The sequence below is a fragment of the Hymenobacter daecheongensis DSM 21074 genome (assembly GCF_900141805.1).
GTDB classification, from domain to species: domain Bacteria; phylum Bacteroidota; class Bacteroidia; order Cytophagales; family Hymenobacteraceae; genus Hymenobacter; species Hymenobacter daecheongensis.
In genome coordinates this window covers 47,460-66,293 of the sequence record NZ_FQYN01000009.1, presented here as the reverse complement: position 1 = coordinate 66,293, position 18,834 = coordinate 47,460, and the positions used below count along the sequence as shown (strand labels likewise).

13 protein-coding genes and 1 tRNA gene are annotated in these 18,834 nt (G+C 62.8%); 6 read left to right on the top strand and 8 right to left on the bottom strand.

The genetic code is table 11. The annotated features are described in order from the left end of the window. Positions 1 to 297 precede the first annotated feature (297 nt). Entirely contained in the window at positions 298 to 3,060 is a 2,763-nt protein-coding gene (locus BUB62_RS16210; RefSeq protein WP_073111899.1) for a class I SAM-dependent DNA methyltransferase, read from the top strand. Positions 3,061 to 3,108: 48 nt separating this feature from the next. Then, positions 3,109 to 3,519, top strand: a complete 411-nt coding sequence (locus tag BUB62_RS16205; RefSeq protein WP_073111897.1) for a hypothetical protein — start codon at positions 3,109 to 3,111, stop codon at positions 3,517 to 3,519. A gap of 441 nt (positions 3,520 to 3,960) precedes the next feature. On the opposite strand, the gene BUB62_RS16200 is transcribed toward BUB62_RS16205, so the two are convergent. Then, the gene (locus BUB62_RS16200) at positions 3,961 to 4,443 is read right to left on the bottom strand and encodes a hypothetical protein (RefSeq protein ID WP_073111895.1); all 483 of its coding nucleotides are present in this window, start codon (positions 4,441 to 4,443) and stop codon (positions 3,961 to 3,963) included. Positions 4,444 to 4,941: 498 nt separating this feature from the next. Here BUB62_RS16200 and BUB62_RS16195 point away from each other — a divergent pair, with 498 nt between their 5' ends. After that, entirely contained in the window at positions 4,942 to 5,352 is a 411-nt protein-coding gene (locus BUB62_RS16195; RefSeq protein WP_073111893.1) for a hypothetical protein, read from the top strand. Positions 5,353 to 5,380: 28 nt separating this feature from the next. On the opposite strand, the gene BUB62_RS16190 is transcribed toward BUB62_RS16195, so the two are convergent. The 3 genes from BUB62_RS16190 to BUB62_RS16180 all read right to left on the bottom strand — a co-directional run bounded on the left by BUB62_RS16190 (position 5,381) and on the right by BUB62_RS16180 (position 11,354). Then, positions 5,381 to 5,857, bottom strand: a complete 477-nt coding sequence (locus tag BUB62_RS16190) for an endonuclease domain-containing protein (protein ID WP_073111891.1) — start codon at positions 5,855 to 5,857, stop codon at positions 5,381 to 5,383. Between the two features lie 157 nt (positions 5,858 to 6,014). Continuing rightward, positions 6,015 to 7,142, bottom strand: coding sequence for a DUF6268 family outer membrane beta-barrel protein (locus tag BUB62_RS16185; RefSeq protein WP_073111889.1), 1,128 nt, complete (start codon positions 7,140 to 7,142; stop codon positions 6,015 to 6,017). A 321-nt stretch (positions 7,143 to 7,463) separates the two neighbouring features. Then, positions 7,464 to 11,354, bottom strand: coding sequence for a metallophosphoesterase (locus BUB62_RS16180; RefSeq protein ID WP_073111887.1), 3,891 nt, complete (start codon positions 11,352 to 11,354; stop codon positions 7,464 to 7,466). A gap of 242 nt (positions 11,355 to 11,596) precedes the next feature. On the opposite strand from BUB62_RS16180, the gene BUB62_RS16175 reads away from it, so the two are divergent. After that, positions 11,597 to 12,832 (top strand): Pycsar system effector family protein, encoded by a 1,236-nt coding sequence (locus BUB62_RS16175; RefSeq protein ID WP_073111885.1) that lies wholly within the window; start codon positions 11,597 to 11,599, stop codon positions 12,830 to 12,832. A 252-nt stretch (positions 12,833 to 13,084) separates the two neighbouring features. On the opposite strand, the gene BUB62_RS16170 is transcribed toward BUB62_RS16175, so the two are convergent. Continuing rightward, on the bottom strand, positions 13,085 to 14,257 hold the full coding sequence (locus BUB62_RS16170) for a DUF2652 domain-containing protein (protein WP_084539134.1): 1,173 nt from the start codon (positions 14,255 to 14,257) through the stop codon (positions 13,085 to 13,087). Positions 14,258 to 14,380: 123 nt separating this feature from the next. On the opposite strand from BUB62_RS16170, the gene BUB62_RS16165 reads away from it, so the two are divergent. Both BUB62_RS16165 and BUB62_RS16160 read left to right on the top strand, forming a co-directional pair. Then, a tRNA-Arg gene (locus BUB62_RS16165) sits at positions 14,381 to 14,455 on the top strand. A 150-nt stretch (positions 14,456 to 14,605) separates the two neighbouring features. Continuing rightward, positions 14,606 to 15,259: a response regulator gene (locus tag BUB62_RS16160; protein WP_073111881.1), complete on the top strand. Its 654-nt coding sequence runs from the start codon at positions 14,606 to 14,608 to the stop codon at positions 15,257 to 15,259. Positions 15,260 to 15,289: 30 nt separating this feature from the next. On the opposite strand, the gene BUB62_RS16155 is transcribed toward BUB62_RS16160, so the two are convergent. The 3 genes from BUB62_RS16155 to BUB62_RS16145 form a co-directional block, all read right to left on the bottom strand. Next, positions 15,290 to 16,600 (bottom strand): sensor histidine kinase, encoded by a 1,311-nt coding sequence (locus BUB62_RS16155; RefSeq protein WP_073111879.1) that lies wholly within the window; start codon positions 16,598 to 16,600, stop codon positions 15,290 to 15,292. Positions 16,601 to 16,822: 222 nt separating this feature from the next. Then, a complete protein-coding gene (locus BUB62_RS16150) occupies positions 16,823 to 18,199 on the bottom strand; it encodes a sigma-54-dependent transcriptional regulator (RefSeq protein ID WP_073111877.1) in 1,377 nt (458 codons plus the stop codon). 189 nt (positions 18,200 to 18,388) lie between these two features. Then, on the bottom strand, positions 18,389 to 18,709 hold the full coding sequence (locus BUB62_RS16145; protein ID WP_073111875.1) for a hypothetical protein: 321 nt from the start codon (positions 18,707 to 18,709) through the stop codon (positions 18,389 to 18,391). Positions 18,710 to 18,834 lie beyond the last annotated feature (125 nt).

Sequence of the window (18,834 nt, the reverse complement as noted above, 5' to 3'; positions counted from 1 at the left end):
ACCTCACCCCCCGGCCCCCTCTCCTTGGGGAGAGGGGGAGCCAGACGACAACCACAGAAAAGCCTCTTCACCACCCCGTGAAGAGGCTTTTTCATACCCTCCCCCGCCCCGCCCGCGCCGCCGTGGCTCCTCCTCCCCCCAAATCGTGACTTTTCCATTCCCTCCCCCGCTCCACCCGCGCCGCCGTGGCTCCCCCTCTCCCCAAGGAGAGGGGGTCGGGGGGTGAGGTCCGGCGGCCGGGGCGTGAGGCCCAACCCCCCATTCCTCCCTATCTTCCACCCCCCAATCCGCTACCCGATGCCCCTATCCCTATCCGAAGTAAAAGACCGCGCCATCCGCTTTGCCCAGGAGTGGCAGCACGAAACCCGCGAGCATGCCGAAGCCAAAGCCTTCTGGGGCGAGTTTTTCAACGTGTTCGGCGTGAACCGCCGCCGCGTGGCCACCTTCGAGGAGCCCGTGAAGAAGCTCTCCGGCCAGCAGGGCTTTATTGATCTGCTCTGGAAGGGCACCCTGCTGGTGGAGCACAAAAGCCGCGGCAAAGACCTCGACAAAGCCGGCCAGCAGGCCAAAGACTACTTCCCCGGCCTGCAAGACCACGAGCTGCCCAAGTACATCCTCGTCTCCGACTTCGCCCGCTTCCGCCTCTACGACCTCGACGAGGGCACCCAGCACGATTTCGGGCTCTCGGAGCTGCACCAGCACCTGCACCTGTTCTCCTTCCTCACCGGCTACCAGAAGCGCCAGTACCAGCCCGAAGACCCCGCCAACATCAGGGCCGCCGAGCTGATGGGCGAGCTGCACGATGCCCTGCTGCGCGGCGGCTACCACGGCCACAAGCTCGAAGTGCTGCTCGTGCGCATCCTGTTCTGCCTGTTTGCCGAGGATACCGCCATCTTCGAGAAAGATGCCTTCCGGGCTTTCCTGGAAGAGCACACCCGCCCCGACGGCTCCGACGTGGGCACCCGCCTGGCCCAGTGGTTTGAGGTGCTCGACCAGGCCCCCGCCACCCGCCAGCGCCAATTGCCCGACTACCTCCAGCAATTGCCCTACGTGAATGGCTCCCTGTTCACGGAGTTTTTCCCCTTCCCGGCCTTCGATGCCGCCCTGCGCGAGCAGCTCATTCGCTGCACCTACTTCGACTGGTCGCGCATTTCGCCCGCCATTTTCGGGTCCTTGTTTCAGAGCGTGACGGACCCCGTGAAGCGGCGCAACCTGGGGGCCCATTACACCTCCGAGGCCAATATCCTCAAAGTCATTCAGGGGCTGTTTTTGGATGAGCTGCGCCAGGAGCTGGCCCAGGCCGGCCAGAACCGGCCCCGCCTCAATGCCCTGCACCTGCGCCTGGAGAAGCTGCGCTTCCTGGACCCCTCCTGCGGCTGCGGCAACTTCCTGGTGGTCACGTACCGCGAGCTGCGCCTGCTGGAGCAGGAAATCCTGGAGCGCCTCTTCGCCGACCGCCGCGCCACCGGCCAAACCATCGACCTGGCCCTGTATGCCCGCGTGCAGGTAGACCAGGCCTACGGCATTGAGGTGGAAGAATTCCCGGCCCGCATTGCCGAGGTGGCCATGTGGCTGATGGACCACCAGCTCAACCTGCGCCTCTCCGAAGCCTTCGGCAACCTCTACCTGCGCCTGCCCCTCACCCGCACCGCCCGCATCGTGCACGGCAACGCCCTGACCACCGACTGGGAAACCGTGGCCCCCAAAGACCAGCTCAGCTACATTTTGGGCAATCCGCCGTTCATCGGGCAATCCTGGCAGACCAAAGAGCAACGAGCCGAACTTGCGGCTGTGGCTGGAAACATGAAGTCCGCAGGCATATTGGATTACGTTTCTGCGTGGTTCCTAAAAGCGGCCCAATACATTCAGGGCACTGCTATTAAAGTTGCGTTCGTCTCAACAAACTCGATTACACAAGGCGAACATGTGCCTGTTCTGTGGGGAGAATTGGTGAGGCGTTATGGGGTCCAGATACATTTTGCTCATCGGACCTTTAAGTGGGGGAATGAAGCAAAGAATAACGCGGCTGTTTACTGCGTGATAGTAGGGTTTGGGTTAGATGCGCCAAAGCAAGCCATGCTATACGATTACGCTACGCCCAAATCAGAGGCCCAAGGGCGACCTGTTCGTCGTATTAATGCCTACTTAATAGATACTGATGATGCTTGGGTGACTGACAGAAGCAAACCTCTCAGCCAAGTGCCGCCAATGATAAAGGGCAGCCAACCGACGGACGGAGGCAACCTGCTGATGTCAGACGCGGAGAAGGAGGAATTAGTCGCAAAGGAGCCGCAGGCAGCAGCTTTCATTAAGCCTTTGCTTGGAGCGCGTGAATTTCTTTACAATGAGCCAAGATGGTGCTTGTGGTTGAAAGGGGCCGGCCCTTCTGAGTTGAAGTCTATGCCACTTGTGCGGGAAAGAATTCAACGAGTGAAAGAAATGAGGCTGGCAAGCACCAAAGAATCAACACGCAAATGGGCCAACTTCCCGCAGTTGTTTACAGAAGACCGCCAGCCAGACAGTGATTATCTCCTGATACCGGGAGTCACGTCAGAGAACCGGAAGTACATTCCGGTGGGGTTCATGTCGAAGGAAATTATCGCCACCGACTTGTGCCGAACAATCCCGAACGCAACCCCATACTTGTTCGGTGTATTCACTTCGCAAATGCACATGGCTTGGATGCGGCAAATCTGTGGCCGTCTCAAGAGCGACTTCCGCTACTCGGGCACACTCGTCTACAACAACTTCCCCTTCCCCCCAACCCCCACCCCGAAGCAAACCGCGGCCGTGGAAGCGGCGGCGCAGCAGGTGCTGGCGGCGCGGGCGCAGTTCCCCCAGGAGAGCCTGGCCACCCTCTACGACCCGCTCACCATGCCCCCCGTGCTGGTGAAGGCCCACCAGCAGCTCGATCGGGCCGTGGACCTGTGCTACCGCTCGGCCGCCTTTCCCACCGAACTAAGCCGCCTCGAATTTCTGTTTGAGCACTACCGCCAGCTCCAGGCCCCCCTGCTGCCCCCGCCCCCCAAGGCCGGGCGCAAGGCCCCGGCCGGCCGCTAAGGCCCCGCGGCCCACCCTTCCTACCCGCCGTTCGCTTCTTCTTTCGTAATGCTCCATACTCCCGGGCTGTCTATCCACTACCGCCCCGACCTCGACCTGCTCACCGCCCGCTGGCTTCAGGACTCCGACCTGCCTACCCTTCAGGCCGAGTATGCCACCCTGCTGGCGGCCGGCCAAACCCACCAGGCCACCCGCTGGCTGATGGATGTGCGCCGCCGCGAAGCGCCCTCTCTCGAAGCCACCACCTGGGTTACGCAGCAGTGGCTGCCCCAGGCCGTGGCCACCATGCTTCCTGCCCGCCTGCGCCTGGCCTACTTCATCTCGCCCGCCCGCGCCGAGGTGCTGCGCACCAACAGCGCCCTGCAACCCCTGGTGCGCGAAACCCTGGCCCGCATCCACGACTACGAAATGGAAGTATTCGGCGACGAAGGCGAAGCCGTGCGCTGGCTACTGGCCTAGCCCTGGCCCGAAATCGGGGGTCCGACCCCGGAAATCGAGGGTCGGACCCCCGATTTCCGGGGTCCGACCCTCGATTTCCGGGGTCGGACCCCCGATTTCCAGGGTCCAACCCTCGAAATCGACCCAAAGTGGCCCGAAATCGCGCCTCCGACCCCCGATTTCGGCCCGCCGACCCTCGAAATCGAGCCAAGTTGGCCCGATTTCCGGGGTCCGACCCCCGATTTCGACCCAAGTTGGCCCGATTTCGAGGGTCCGACCCCCGATTTCGGGCCACTTTAGCTCAAAATCGGGCCACCGCAGCCCGATTTCCGGGGCCCGCCCCCCGAAATTGGGGGTCCGACCCCCGATTTCGACCTTTACCGGCCCTCCTTCCCACCAAAAAGGCCCGATTCCGCGGTAGCTACCAGCGAAATCGGGCCTTTTTGGCAGTAGCGGCGGGCGCTAGCTCTTGGCGGGGGTGGGCTTGCGGCCGGCGTTGGGGCTGCCGGGGAAGCGCTGGCGCAGGTCGTCGTAGGCGGTCTGGGCGCCGGGCTGCTTGTTGTGGGCCATAAACTTGATGTTGTTGTAGATGGTCAGCGAGTTGCCGTAGGCCTCCGAGCCGGCCATCATCATGGTCGAGTCGGTGTCGAGGGCGAGCTGCTCCAGCTGCTGATGCAGCGGCGTGAGGGCCGTGAGGCCGGCCACGTCCTGCTTCAGCTCATCGAAATCGACGAACGGGGGCACGAAGGCGGGGCTGTTGGTGCCATACTCGGTGGTTTTCTGCACGAAGGCCACCGTTTTGTCGGCCATGCGCAGCATGGTTTTGCGCTCGTCGGGCGTGAGCGAAATCAGGTAGGGTTGCAGGGCCGCTTTAATGTCGTTAAGCGACTTCTGCACCTTCTCCAGCACGGCGGCCGGAATGTCGGATTGAAACTGATTGGGCATGAAAAAGGGATAAGGGGAAAAAGATGGGAGAAACGCGCGTTGCAACAGGCGCTTCGGGTAGCGGAGGGTTGGAGAATAGGGCGGTAAGATGGGGATATTCTGAGGTAATACAAGCTGTGGGTGGGGGCGGCGGCTGTGACGGGTGGGACCTCACCCCCGGCCCCTCTCCTTGGGGAGAGGGGAGCCACGGCGGCGTGGGCGGAGCGGGGGCTTTGGCCCTGGCGGGCGCAGCCTCACCCCCGGCCCCTCTTCTTGGGGAGCGGGGAGCCACGGCGGGGTGGGTAGTGGGGAGGGAGGAAGGGAGCTGTACTTGTGCCGGGGGTGGTTTTGGGAATAATTTTCAACGCAAAAGCCACTCGCTGGGCAGCAGGTGGCTTTTGTTCATTCTGACCGTCAGGCTCCCCTCTCCTATGGAGAGGGGTCGGGGGTGAGGTCGGGCCAGGGCGGCGGAAAGCGCCGCGGCGGCGGCTGAATATCTGGTGTTGCTTATATTTGCCCATGCTTGACCCCACGGCCATCGAAGTAGCCCACCGCCCCGATTTAGGTCTGCTCACCATGCGCTGGCTCACTGACCCCACTTTGGCCGAATTGCAGCAGGCATATAGCGTGCTGCTGGAGCAGGCGCAGGCGCAGCACTCGGGCCGCTGGCTGCTGGATGTGCGCCGCCGGGGCAACCCCAGCAGCGAGCAGTCGGCGTGGTTTACGCAGGAGTGGCTGCCGCGGGCCTGCGCCCTGCTGGCCCCGCTCCGCCCGCGCCTGGCCTACCTCATCTCGCCCCAGCGGATGGAATTTCTGCATTCCGACCTCACCATCCAAGCCAACTTGCGCCAAGCCCTCGACCCCAGCCAGCTCTGGTCGGTGCGCCTGTTTACGGATGAGGGCGAGGCGGTGAACTGGCTGATGCAGTAGGGGCGCTTCACTGCGCGGGTGCCGGACCTCACCCCCCGGCCCCCTCTCCTTGGGGAGAGGGGGAGCCTGACGATTCTTCTTTGGTAGAGGTATTTTGGTCCGGTGAAAGGTGGGGGCGGATGGTGGCTAGTACGCGGCGGGGGTAGTGGAGTACTTGCTCGTTGGTGAAGCGCAAGACGTGGAAGCCTAATGCTTCCAACTCGTGGGTGCGGCCGGTATCATATTCGGCTTGGCCGGCCTCGTGGTGTACTTCGCCGTCTACTTCAATAATGAGCCACGCCCGCAGACACACGAAGTCCACGATGAAGCGGTTGATGGCGTGTTGGCGGCGGAAGCGGAAGCCCTGTAGCTGCCCGCCGCGCAGGGCCTTCCACAACTGTTCTTCCGCCTCCGTCGGCTGCTTCCGGTTGGCCCGCCCAAACGCTTTCAAGTGGTGAAACCAGCGGTCCATGTCCGTGGTAAAAGCGTGCCGACTGCCCGCCTCCGAGGCTTCATCTATATCCATGCAGGAATATCACCAACCCCCACCAGATTAAAAACCCCTCGCTCCAAAAAACAAACCGTCAGGCTCCCCTAAACCAGTCGTCAGGCTCCCCCTCTCCCCAAGGCTTCGCGCATGAAGCGAACCGGGGGCCGGGGGGTGAGGTCCGGCACCCGTGCCACTACCGCCGGGGCGCGTTCTTCAGGAACTTGCGCGGGGGCACGATAAACAGCTCCACGCTGGCATACGGCGCGTTAGCCAGCTTGCTGTCGATGATCTTTTCGCGGTCGGCATTGGTGCGGTCGAAGGCATCGAAAGCGTAGTTGTAGCGGTAGCCGCCTTCGAGGCCAAACCAGAGGAAGTCGTAGATTTCCCGCTCCCAGCGGCCCCGAAATTTCACTTCCGTTTCGCGCAGCTCCAGTGTGCGCAGGGCGGTTTTGCTGGGGTCGCTCTGGCCGTTGGTGCCGTTGCGCTGCAGCGGCTGCCGTAGCTTCACAATGTAGTTGAGGCCATCGACGGAGTAGCCGGCAAAAAACAGCGAGCGGGGCGAGGCATTGTAGCGGGCCGTGATGCGGGCCGGAAACAGCGCCTCCACGCCCCAGCGGTCGTTGAAGGTGCGGTTGTAGAGCAGGGCCGGGTAAATGCTCTGCCGCCCGAACGTGTAGCCCAGCTGCACGCCCACGCCCCACGAGAAGGTGGGGCTGCGCTTCCAGCCATACAGCAGCTCCGACGACACGCGCAGGTAGTCGCGCACGCTCAGTTCCGAGGAGTTGTAGTCGCCGCTCAGCTCGCCCTTCACCCGGAAGATGTACCAGTTCACGGTATTCACGGGCCGGATGACGGCCAGCTGCGCCCCCAGGGTTTTGAGGCCCTTGTTCTCGATGTTGTCGTACAGCTCGTAGCCCGTCGGCCGGTCCCGGAATTGGAATTCCTCCCGCTCATAGTTGATGCCCAGCACCAGCTTCAGGTGCGGGTGGTTGAGCATCGGAATGTAGCCCTTGATGGTGAGGCGGGCGTTTTTGGTGGCCTCCGAGCTATAGTCCTGCAGGCCCACCACCGTACCGGCCGAGGCCACGTTGAAGCGCGGCATCCGCTCGTAGCGAATCACGAGGCCCTTGCTGGGGCCCATGCCCACCACCGAGGGCACCGCGAATTCTTTGCCCCGGGCCGTGTCGCCGGGCAAGGGGGCGGGGGCCGGATATATCTGCGCGGTGGCCGTCAGGCGCAGGGCCAGCAGGGCCAGGCCGGTAGCCAGCCCGCGCCGGGTGGGCGAGCAGCAGAGGGAAGACAAGGTGGAGAAAGAAATCATCGGGGGGCGGAAAAAGGCGGGAAAAGAGCGGTAATGTTGGGCTAACGGGATTTGGGGGAAAAGGATAGGCGTTTGGGCGCGCGGGACCTCACCCCCGGCCCCGGAACCTCACCCCCGGCCCCTCTCCATAGGAGAGGGGAGCCTGACGGCGCGGATGGGGCTGGGTCGTCGGCTTTCGCCTCCGTCCCCGCTACCAAGAGTGAATTCAGGATGTCACTAAACACAAGGGCCACTTGCGTTGCAGCAAGTGGCTCTTGTTCGTTTGCACCGCCGTGGCTCCCCTCTCCCATGGAGAGGGGCCGGGGGTGAGGTACCGCGGGGCTAAAACAGGAAGTCGAAGCCCACAAACACCAGGCGCTCCTCCCCTACCGAGTACGTGGCGTTTATCACGGCCTGCTTCAGCACGTCTATCCAGATGCCGCCGCCGAAGGCCGAGTGGAAGGCCTTGATGCCGGTGTTCACGTCATTGTCGGAATACACGCGGGCGGCATCGGCCAGGCCCAGCACGCCGAACTTGCCGGGCACCACGTAGGCATTGAAGGTGAAGAGCTGCAGGCGGATTTCGCCGTTGGCGTAGGTGCTGCTGCGCCCCGAGTAGCGGGTGCGGCGGTAGCCGCGCAGGTTGGTGGTGCCGCCCAGCGTGTTGGCTTGGTAGAAGCGGTAGTCGCCGAGGGCGCGGCTGGCCCCGAGGCGGCCGGCCCAGGTGAGCTGGAACGGAAAGTTAGGGCTCAGATAGAAGCGCACTTCGGTGCTCAGGTTGCCGTAGCTCAGCTTTTCGCCGTTCACCTGGCGGTTGTACTGGGCCTCATTATACCACCGAATGCCGATGCGCGGATTCACCGGCGAGCTGCTGGCATCGAGGTTGAAGTAGAAGCGGGCCCCGGCGTAGCGGTTCATGCCAAAGTCGGAGGCGCGAATGCCGTAGCGCCGGTTTTCTAGCCCGCCGGTGTTGTTCAGGCTGTCCTGAATCACGCGGCCCAGCTGGCTGCGGTCTACCCGAAACTGGTCGTACTGCGGACCGAAGCCCACTTTCAGGAAGCTGAACACGTCTTTTTCGAGCGTGGGCGAGAAGGTGAAGCGCGAGAAGCGCACCCGGTACGAGTCGTTCACGGTGCGGTTCGTCACGTTGTTGCGGTCGTTTTCCTGGGCGAAGTTTTTCGTGTCGTTGCCGATGCCGAAGAAGTTATAGAGCAGCTGCGGGCCGTAGAGCTGGCTGTTCACGCGCAGATTGAACGTGCCGAAGATTTCGGTGAACTGGCCCGTGTAGCGCACGTTGTAGGCATCGCGCGAGGGGGCGTAGTTGGCGGCCAGCGTCTGCTGGGTGGCGAAGGGCGTTTTGCGGAAGCCGTAGGTGCGGTAGGTGAGGCCGCCGCCCAAAAACAGGCCGTCGTCGATGTTGTAGCCGAAGTAGGCGGCCGGGCCGAAGTAGTTAAGGTTGTAGTCGCCGCGGTTGCCGCGCGGGTGCACGTCGTAGCGGTTCACATCAATGCCGGGCTCCAGGCGCAGGCGGGTTTCGCGGCCCGCAACAATGACGTTGCCCGAGTCGCCGTCGTACACCTGGGTTTTGTGCCCAAACCAGCCGCGCACCTGCGAGTCATCCTTGATAGAATCCTGGCCGGTGCCGGCAATGATGCGCAGCAGCGAGCCGCCTTTGGCGCGGCCCGTCACGCGGTACACGTCGTCGCCGGCGAAGCCGTAGAGGCGGATTTCCTGGGTTTTGTTATCGAAGGTTTTATCAAACAGCTCCTTGCTGACCTGGCCTTCCTTGTTGATTTTATTGACCTGCACGCGGGTTTTGTTGCCCTCCAGGCGCGTCACCACAAATTTCTCGCGCTTCTTGCTGCCCTTCACCTCCACAATGCGGTTGAGGGTGCCGTAGTAGTCGGCGGCCAGCTTGGGCAGCAGCTCGCGGCGGCTCTTGAGCTTGGCTACTATTTCGGGGCCGTGCAGGTCGTATATCTCCTTGCTCCAGCGGGTGCGGAAGGCCTTTTCAATCACCTCATCGGTGAGGTCCTTCTTCATGTCTTCCGCAATCTTCACCCAGTCTTCCTTCGTGACGGAAGCCAGAAAGGTGCGGTCGTTGGCCAAGGCTGTCAGGTTCAGGCCGCGGTAGTCGGCGTAGTCGTAGCCGAAGTTCTGAAAGTTGCGGATGGCAAACTTGCGCGAGGCCAGAAACGGAAACAGGCCGTCGCCCTTGAAGAAGGCAATGTCGCGGTCTTCGGGCACGCCCGTATATTTCCGGTCGCCATCCTTGTCCTTTTTCTCGGCCCAGCGCCACTGGTCTTCGTGCCGGTCCCAGTCGCCGATCCACATGTCGAAAAGGCGCGAGCGGGCGAAGGCCTTTTCGTTCACGCGGTTGTCGTTGTCTTCCTGCAGGCGCTCTAGCACCTTGTCGGTGCCCACCAGGTTGGTCGAGTTGCCCAAAGAGGCCACGTTGGCCTGGTTGTCTTTGGCATCTTCCTCGAAGCCGGCGGGGGTGTTGGCGAAGCGGTTCAGGTACTGGCCCAGCAGCGGGTCCTGCGGAATGTACACCGGCTTGGGGTTGGTGTGCAGAATGCCGGCCGCATCGGCCAGCGGCGGAATGGCAAACGAGGCGTACGGGTGCTGCGACGAAATCTGATCCTGCAGAATGTCCTTGGCCGCGCCCTCGCGCAGGGCCTCGGGCAGCACCGCGGCCGGGTCCTTGTTCAGCCCCCGGATGGTGAACAGGCGGCCAGCCTCGTTGCGCACTTTCAGCGAGGCCGTCTGCTTGCCGCCCCCGATTTTGTAGGCTTCCAGCCCGCCCTGCTCAGTGGCCATATCCAGCACGTTGAACTTCACGGGCGTGGCCCACTCGCGGCGGTAATGCTCGCCAAACAGAAACTTATGAAACGCGCCGCGCTTGGCGTAGGCCGGGTTCACGGCCAGCGTGATGGTGCTGTCGCGGAAGTTGGGGCGCTTCACTTGCTTGGTTTCCAGGCGCTGCACTACCTGCTCGGTTTGCTGGGCATAGAGGGAAGTACGGAACACCAAGCGGCCGGATTCGCCCCGGTCATTGGGCACCCAGAACTCGGTCCAGACCTCGCCGTTGTCGTAGTAGTTCACCCGCGACCAGCCCTTTTCCTTGTCCGAAAACACCGAGCCCGCACCTTTGCCGGTGCGTACGTGCTGGGTTTTGCAGCCCGAGCCGCTCACGATGTGGTGCCAGGAGTTCACCTTGAAATACTGCAGGTTGTGCTCGTGCCCGGCAGCATAGATGATGTTCGGGTACTTATCAAAAATCGCCGTGAGGCCATTCTTGTAGGCCTGGTACTGGGGGTGCGGAATGTCCTGGCTCACGCCGCCGTATTTGCGGGCAAACGGGTAGATGGAGCCGATGATGGGCAGCGGCAGAAACGCGTACTTATAGACGATGGACAGCGGGAAGAAGTGGTCGGCCAGGGTGAAGTAGCCGCCATGGATGCCGTCGGAGTACAGCGGGTGGTGGGCCACCACCATAATGTTCTTGCCCTTGTTGCGCTGAATGATGTCTTCGAGCTGGGTGAAGAAGTCGGTTTCGTTGGCCACGCCGCAGCCGCTGTTGGTGCCGTAGGGCCGCTCGCCGTTGGTTTGCAAAAACCACTGCGAGTTCACGGCAATCATCACCACATCGTCCTGCACGCGCACCTCAAACGGGCCGGGGCAGGCATTGCGCGGAATGAAAAAGTCGCCGGTGTAGGCGAAGGCGGCCGAGTCGGAGGTGAGGTAGTTTTCGACGAAGGCCTGCTCGCGGTTCACTTGGTCTACGCCGCCCGTGAGGCCCTGCTTCCAGTCGTGGTTGCCCGGAATCATGTACTTCTCGCCGGCGTAGTCGCGCAGCGCGTCGAGCTGCGAAATCATGCGCTCCTCGGAGGCTTTGCGGTCGTAGGCACCCTCGCGGGGCATGCCATACTCGTATATATTGTCGCCGAGGTACACGGTGGTGCTTTTGGCCCCGGCCTTCACGATCTGCTGGTGCAGAAAGTTCAGCGACGGCTCGCCGCCTTCGGCTTTGGGCGCGGGCTTGCCCACATCCCCGATCAGAAATACGCTGTAGCGAATGTGGGAGCTGTCGGGCGGCGTTTTGCTCTCCCAATTTTCGCCCCCGTGGTGGTAGTTGGGCCGGGTGGGGTGCGCGGTCTGGGTTTTTTGGGCGAAGGCCGCGTTTAGGCCACCCATCAGCAACAGGCAGCAAAACAGGAAATGTCTTCTCATAATGGAAGCAGGAAGCGAAAAGGCCGGTTCGGCCGAACCGGGCCAGGCAGCGTTGTAAAAAAAGGACGTAAACTTAGTGATACGCACGGCCGCGCACGGCGTTGACCGGTCCGTACGCAGACGGCCCCGCCGCGGTTGGGCCCACCCGACGGGCCCCGGCAAAAACCTCCGCTTCCGATTCGCGTTCTAAGCCGGTCAGGCGGCGCGGTTTCGCCACCAGCGCCCCATTCTTTACCCTCCGCATGGAACCAACTGAAACCATTAAGCCGGCGAAAGCCGAAATCGTGAAGAAGGCCAAAGCCTACATTACGGCCCTTTTCGAGGAAAAACTTCCCCAGCAGCTGGTCTATCACTCGCTCAAGCACACGCTGAGTACCGTGAAGGAGGCCAAAGCGCTGGGCGAGGCCAGCCACTTGAGCGAGGCCGACCTGGAAGCGCTGGTGCTGGCCGCCTGGTTTCATGATGCGGGCTACATCGAAGTGTACGACGGCCACGAATACCGCAGCCTGGAAATGGCGGGCCAGTGGCTGCGCGAGCAGGGCTACCCCGCCGACCGCATCAGCGTGGTGCAGGACACCATCCGGGCCACGCACCGCGACGAAGCCCCCGAAACCGAGCTGCAACTGCTGCTCACCGATGCCGACATCAGCAGCATGGGCCGCGAAGATTTTTTCTCCAACGCCGAGCTGCTGCGAGCCGAGTGGGAAACCATGCTGGGCAAAACCTACTCCAATACGCAATGGGCCGAAAGCCAGCTCGACTTTCTGCTCACGGCCAAGTTCAACACCGACGCGGCCAAGGAGCGCTACGGCAAGCAGTTTAAAGACAACCTGAAGGAGCAGCGCAAGCGCCTGAAGAAAACCGAGAAGAAGACCAAGGAGAAGGAGGAGGAAGCCACTGGCAATTTCGCCGACCCCAAGCGGGGCGTGGAAACCATGTTCCGGACCATGTACAACAACCACATCAAGCTCTCGGATATGGCCGACAACAAGGCCAATATGATGATTAGCCTGAACGCGGTGCTTATTTCGGTGATTGTGACCTACGCCGGGGCCAAGATGGGCAAGACGGCGGCGCTGGGAACCATCTTCTCTAAAAACCCGATTCTGGGCGTGCCGATGGGCATTCTGCTCATCACGGCGCTGGGTTCGGTGGTCACGGCCATCCTGTGCGCCCAGCCCGACGTGACCAGCTTCAAGTGGCTCAAGCGCAGCCCCCAGATTGCCACCAACCGCCGCGTGAACCTGCTTTTTTTCGGCAATTTCAGCAAGCTCAGCCTCGACGACTTCCAGAGCGGCATGAACGAAATCATGCGCGAAAAGGACACGCTCTACACCAACATGGTCACGGACATCTACTATCTCGGCCACGTGCTCACCCGCAAATACCGCCTGCTGCGCATCAGCTATACCATCTTCATGGTTGGCCTGATCCTGGTAGCCCTGTCCTTCGGCATCGCCATGCTGTATAAGAGCTGATTCTTTGATGTGCTGGTTCTTTAATGTGCTGATGTGGAAATGGGTTGATGGATGCCAAAGCGTCTGTCATCCTGAGCCCCGCGAAGGACCTTCCTCAGTTGAGTGACAAACCTTTTGAAATGAGCAAAGCCCTTTACCATTCGCGTGGTAAAGGGCTTTGGGCGTTAAAAGGCGTTTTGTAGGGAGGAAAGAGGAAGGTCCTTCGCTTTGCTCAGGATGACAGAACATTTCACAACTTCACCCTTCACAACTTCACCTTTGCCCCATTGCCTCGCAGAGGGCGGCTAGCTGGCGGGTGGCGCGGGCCAGAAACTGCCGCATCCGGCGCAGCTGGCCGAAGCGCACCAGCGGGCGGGCGCTGGCCACGTAGCCGTAGCGAAACTCCAGCGTGACCAGGCAGGAGTCGTCGGGCTGGGGTTCGAGAAAGAAGAACAGCAGCGAGTTGGGAAACAGGCGGAACAGCGAGATTTTCTCCACGTACTCGATGCGGGTTGCGTCTTCGAAGCGCTGCACGGCCTGAAAGTCAATCTGACCGCGGTTGAGCTGCACTTTGTAGCTGGTGCCCAGGCGGCCGGCCTTCGTTACGTCGTAGTGCACGTCGCGCACGCCGGGCATCCAGTTGGGGCGCAGGCGGAAGTTGCTGATGACGCGCAGCGCGTAGGCGGCCGGCACCCGAATGGGGCGCTGCACCTGCAGGGCGTTGCGCTGGCTGCCGGGCGCGGGCGTGCCGTTCTGGTGGCCGTTCAGCAGCAGGCGCAGCGGCGAGAGGTAGGCGTAGCGGTAGCAGATTTCGCCCAGGTAGTCGTAGAGGCAGGTGCCGCGCAGCAGGCGCGTCCAGGTGAAGCTGCGGGCTACTTCGGCCGGGTCCTGGGTGTTGAGGTAGCCGTCGGACAGCAGGATGTACTCGCTGCCGGTGATGTTGTTTTTGAGCAGCCGATGCACCACAATCACGTCGCGGCCCATCAGCTTGGTAAACTGCCGGATCTGGGCCACGCTCACGCGGCCAAAATGCACGATGATCTTGATGGTGAGGTCGTGGCTGCGCAGGGCCGCGCTCAGGTCCGAGTCCAGGTCGCGCTCCACCAAGCGCACGTAGTTCTGAAAATCGAGGAAGATGCGGCGGCACTGTAGCACCAGCTCCTGCACGGGCGGCGGCGGCCCCAGTCGATAAAACAGGATGGCGTCGCCCTGAATCTCGCTCACTTCCAGATCCAGCAGGTTGGCCTCAATCAGGATTTCGAGCAGATCGGCAATGAGCTGCGGGGCCAGCGGGCTGCCCGACTGCTGAATGAAGCGCGTGAAGCCGCTGATATCGGGAATGAACAGCAGCGCGGGCACCATGCCGTCGGCATCGGTGGCGGCGGGGGTGGCCGGCCGGCGACCAGCGGCGCGGCGGGCGGCGTGCATATCATCCAGTAATCCCATAGAGCGGGAAAGCTAGGAAACAAAACGGTTTGGTGCCCATAGCCGGCCCTGGTTGGCCCCAACGCGCCACGCCGGTTTGGGCCGCCGCCCGATTCGGCCTACCTTTGCCCCGCCTAGGGCTACGGCCCCGTAGTTCAACGGATAGAACAAGGGTTTCCTAAACTTTAGATGTGAGTTCGATTCTCGCCGGGGCCACCAACTGAAGCCCGCCGCTCATGGCCGAATGAGCGGCGGGCTTCCTGCTTTTGGGGCCGGCAGCGGGCCTGAGCCGTTCTGCGGCCAATGCCGTAAAGTAGCGGAGCCAGGGGCTGCCACCTGCCTCTCCATCTGCTTCCTTACCTTCCGCCCATGATTCGCATCATTCTCACCGACGACCACACCATTCTGCGGGAGGGCATCCGGGCGCTGCTGCAGGGCGAGCCTGACCTGCAGGTGGTGGGCGAGGCGGCCAGTGGCCAGGAGCTGCTGGCGCTGCTGGCCCACACCCCCGCCGATGTGGTACTGCTCGATCTGAACATGCCCGGCATGGATGGCTTCGCGGCGCTGGGCCTGCTGCAGCTGCAGTACCCGGCGCTGAAAGTGTTGGTGCTCTCGATGCTGGACCACGAGAAATACGTGGCCCGCACGCTGGAAAGCGGGGCGCGGGGCTACATTCTGAAGAATGCCGACAGCGCCGAAATCATGCACGCCATCCGGACGGTGGCGGAGGGGCGGCTGTTTCTGTGCACCGAAATCGGGCTGGATCTGCTGCGCAAGCTGAGCCCGCTCGCGCCGGAAAAAACCTTCGACCCCGCGGCAAAAGCGCCCCACGAGCTGTCGGGGCGGGAGCTGGAAGTGCTCAAGCTCATTGCCGAGGGCCTCACCAACGCCGAAATTGCCGACAAGCTCTTCACCAGCAAGCGCACCATCGAAACCCACCGCCAGAACATCATCGAGAAAACGCAGGCCAAAAACACGGCGGCGCTGGTGAAATACGCCGTTAATCAGGGGCTGATTGAATAGCCGGCCGGTAGCGCAAAACGGATGTTCGCGCTACTTTTCGGTGGTCGTCAGCTCGATGCGGAAGGCGGTGAGGCCGTCGGGCTGGGTTTCGAGGCGGAAGGGGAAGCCATGCTGGAGCAGAATGTCGCGGATGAGGGTGAGGCCGATGCCCTGGCCGTCGCGCTTGGTGCTGAAAAAGGGCGTGAACAGCCGCTGCTGCACCGCGGGCGCGATGCCGGGGCCGTCGTTGAGCACGGTGAGCGTGGGCGGCTGGGCGGTGGTGCGGATGGTTATGGTGCCGCCTTCGCCGATGGCTTCGAGGGCGTTCTTGGCAATGTTCAGCACAGCCTGCTCCATCTGCTGGTGGTCCAGATTGACCCAAAGCGGGCCGGGAGCCAGCGCCCACTCCCACCGGATATGGCGCGCCTCGCTGGGCACCAGCAGCAGCCGATGAATAGCACGCAGCAGCTCGTGCACGTCGCAGGGACGGCGCGTGGGGGCGGGCAGCCGCACCAGGTTGGCGAAGTTGGCAATGAAATTGGCCAGGTGCGTATTGCGGCCGATGGATACTTCCAGCGCCTCCGTGAAGTCGGGCTGGTCCTGGGGGCGCAGCTGGGGGGTGTAGTGGCCGAAGCTCTGCAGAATGGAGTTGATGGCCCCGATGGAATTGTTGATTTCGTGCGACATCATCCGGATCAGCTTCTCGTAGGCCTGCTTTTCCTGCCGGATCAGCTCCTGGGTCAGCTCTTCCAGCACAATGAAATGGCGGGTGAAGCCCCGGTCCAGGAAGTGCGAGCAGTGGGCGCGGTAGGTCTGGATGCCCGAGAGGCGGATAACGCGGGGCTGGCCGCCGCGCAGCTCGCGCAGCACCGCGCCCCACTCGCCGGGCAGTTCGCCGGGCTTGTGGCCCAGCAGCGCGGCGGCCGGCTGGCCCAGGCAGCGCACCGCAGCCGGGTTCACGGTTTCAATGCGGCCCTCAAAATCGAGCAGCAGCACCCCGGCGGGCGAGGCGTGCAGCAGGCGCTCCAGCAGCAGGCTCTTCTCGTGCTGCGCCACGCGCTCCTGCCGCAGGGCATCAATCATGTGGTTGTAGACTTCAATGAGCTGATCCATCTCGGGCTGGCCCACGGGCACGAACTTCATGGAAAAGTCTTTGCTGCGCATGGCCTCGGTGCCCGCCGCAATGAGCTGAAACGGCCGCACAAAGCCCCGGTAGAGCTGCACGGAGAGGTACACGGACACCAGCAGCAGCACTTCCAATGCCACAAACAGCGGCGCGTTGGTATGCATCAGCTGCGCGGCCAGGGTGATGAGGATGCCGTGAATGAGGATGACGAAAAGCAGGAATTTCAGACGGAGCATGGAGCGGGCAAGTTGGTAGCCGAGAGCCAAAGAACGGGCGTGCGGAGCCAACAGAACGTCATGCTGAGCGAAGTCGAAGCATCTCTACCGCTTCGTTGCGCCTCACCCCAACCCCTCTCCGAAAAAGGAGAGGGGCTTAAGTTACTACTCCCACGTCAGCACGCGAGATTCCTCGGCTATGCTCGGAATGACGTTCTGTTGGCGCTCGTTGGCGCTCCACCCCTACCACGGTATGGCGTATTTCTCCAGCCTTCTATACAGCGCCCCGCGGCTCAGGCCCAGGGCTTTGGCCACGCTGCTCACGTTGCCGGCGTAGTGCTCCATCGACTTGCGAATCATTTGGGCCTCCAGCTCATCCAGGGTCATCGAGCCTACGGCGGGCAGCTCGCCGGGCGGGGCGGGGCGGGCGGGGGCGGGCTGAAACTGGGCCTGGAAGTCCTCGGGGCCCAGCTCGTCGTTGCCGCTCACCAGCACGGCGCGTTCCACCAGGTTTTTCAGCTCCCGGATGTTGCCCGGCAGCGGCAGCTCGCGCAGCCAGTGCAGGGCGCGGGTGCCCACCTTCAGGGCGGGGCGGTGGTAGGTGGTGCGCAGATTATTCACGAAATGCTGCACCAGCAGCGGAATATCGTCGGGCCGCTCGCGCAGGGCGGGCAGGCGCACGGTTATCAGGTTGATGCGGTAGAAGAGGTCTTCGCGGAAGCGGCCCTCCTGCACCAGCTCGGCCAGGTTGCGGTTGGTGGCACAAATCACCCGGATATCGAGGCTGCGGGGGCGGCTGTCGCCGAGCACCTCGTAGGTGCGGTCTTGCAGCACGCGCAGCAATTTCACCTGGCTGCCCATATCCAGCTCGCCAATCTCATCGAGGAAGATGGTGCCCTTGTTGGCCAGCTCGAAGCGGCCCTGGCGGTCGGTTTTGGCATCGGTGAAGGCCCCGCGGCGGTGCCCGAACATCTCGCTTTCAAACAGCGAGGCCGAGATGCCGCCCAGATTCACCTTCACGAAGGGCTGCTGGCGGCGGTGGCTGTTTTGGTGAATGGCCTCGGCAATCAGCTCCTTGCCGGTGCCGCTTTCGCCCTCTATCAGCACCGAGGCATCGGTGGCGGCCACCTGGCCCACATTGCGCAGCAGCTGCACGAGCCGGGCATCCTGCCCGATGATGTTTGGGAAGCGGAACTTGCGGTCCAGGTCGCGGCGGGTGAGCAGGGCGGCATTGGGCGGGGCGGCGGGGTGCTCGTGCAGGCTCAGGATGGTGCCGATGGTCTGGAGCAGGGCGGCGTTGTTCCAGGGCTTGGTCACAAATTCGGCGGCCCCGGCCTTCATGCCCTCCACCGCCAGCGTGATGCTGCCCCAGCCCGTGATGAGAATGACGGGCACCTGCGGGGCCAGCGCCTTCACCTGGGCCAGCAGGTGCAGGCCATCCTGGCCGGAGGTTTCCAAGGAGTAGTTCATGTCCATCAGCACCAGGGCCGGGGGCGTGGCGCGCACCACCGCCAGCGCCGCCTCGGGCGTGGCCACGGCCTGCGTGGCATAGCCGGCCTGCTTGAGCAACAGCCCCAGCGAGGTGCGTACGGCCAGGTCATCATCGACAATGAGTAGCATAGAGAGAGAGCGAAGGGCGGAAAAGAGGAGAAATAAATCGGGGGTCCGACCCCCGATTTCGGGAGTCCGACCCTGGAAATCGAGGGTCGGACCCCCGATTTCGAGCCAAAATGGACCGATTTCGGGGGTCTGACCCTCGATTTCGGGCTAAAGTGGCTCGATTTCCAGGGTCGGACCCTCGATTTCGAGCTAAAATGGGTCGATTTCGAGGGTCGGACCCTCGAAATCGGGGGTGCGACCCTCGATTTCGAGCCAAAGTGGACCGATTTCGAGCCAGTGAGGCCCGATTTCCGGGGTCGTCCCCTCTATTTTGAGGGTCGGACCCCCGATTTCGAGGGTCGGACCCTCGAAATCGGGGGTCCGACCCTCGATTTCGAGCCAAAGTGGACCGATTTCGAGCCAGTGAGGCCCGATTTCCGGGGTCGTCCCCTCTATTTTGAGGGTCGCACCCCCGATTTCGGGCCACTTCAGCTCGGTTTCGGGCGGCGGCGGCCCGCGCTCCGGCCGCAAAGGGCGTATTCGCGGCCGGGGGCGCGGCGGCCGGGCCGGTGCAAAATAAGCAGTTCGGGTGGGCTGTTCCAGCGCCCGGCGGCCCGGCGGCTTCAGCGGCCGCCGGACCGGCGTGCCCGTCTGGT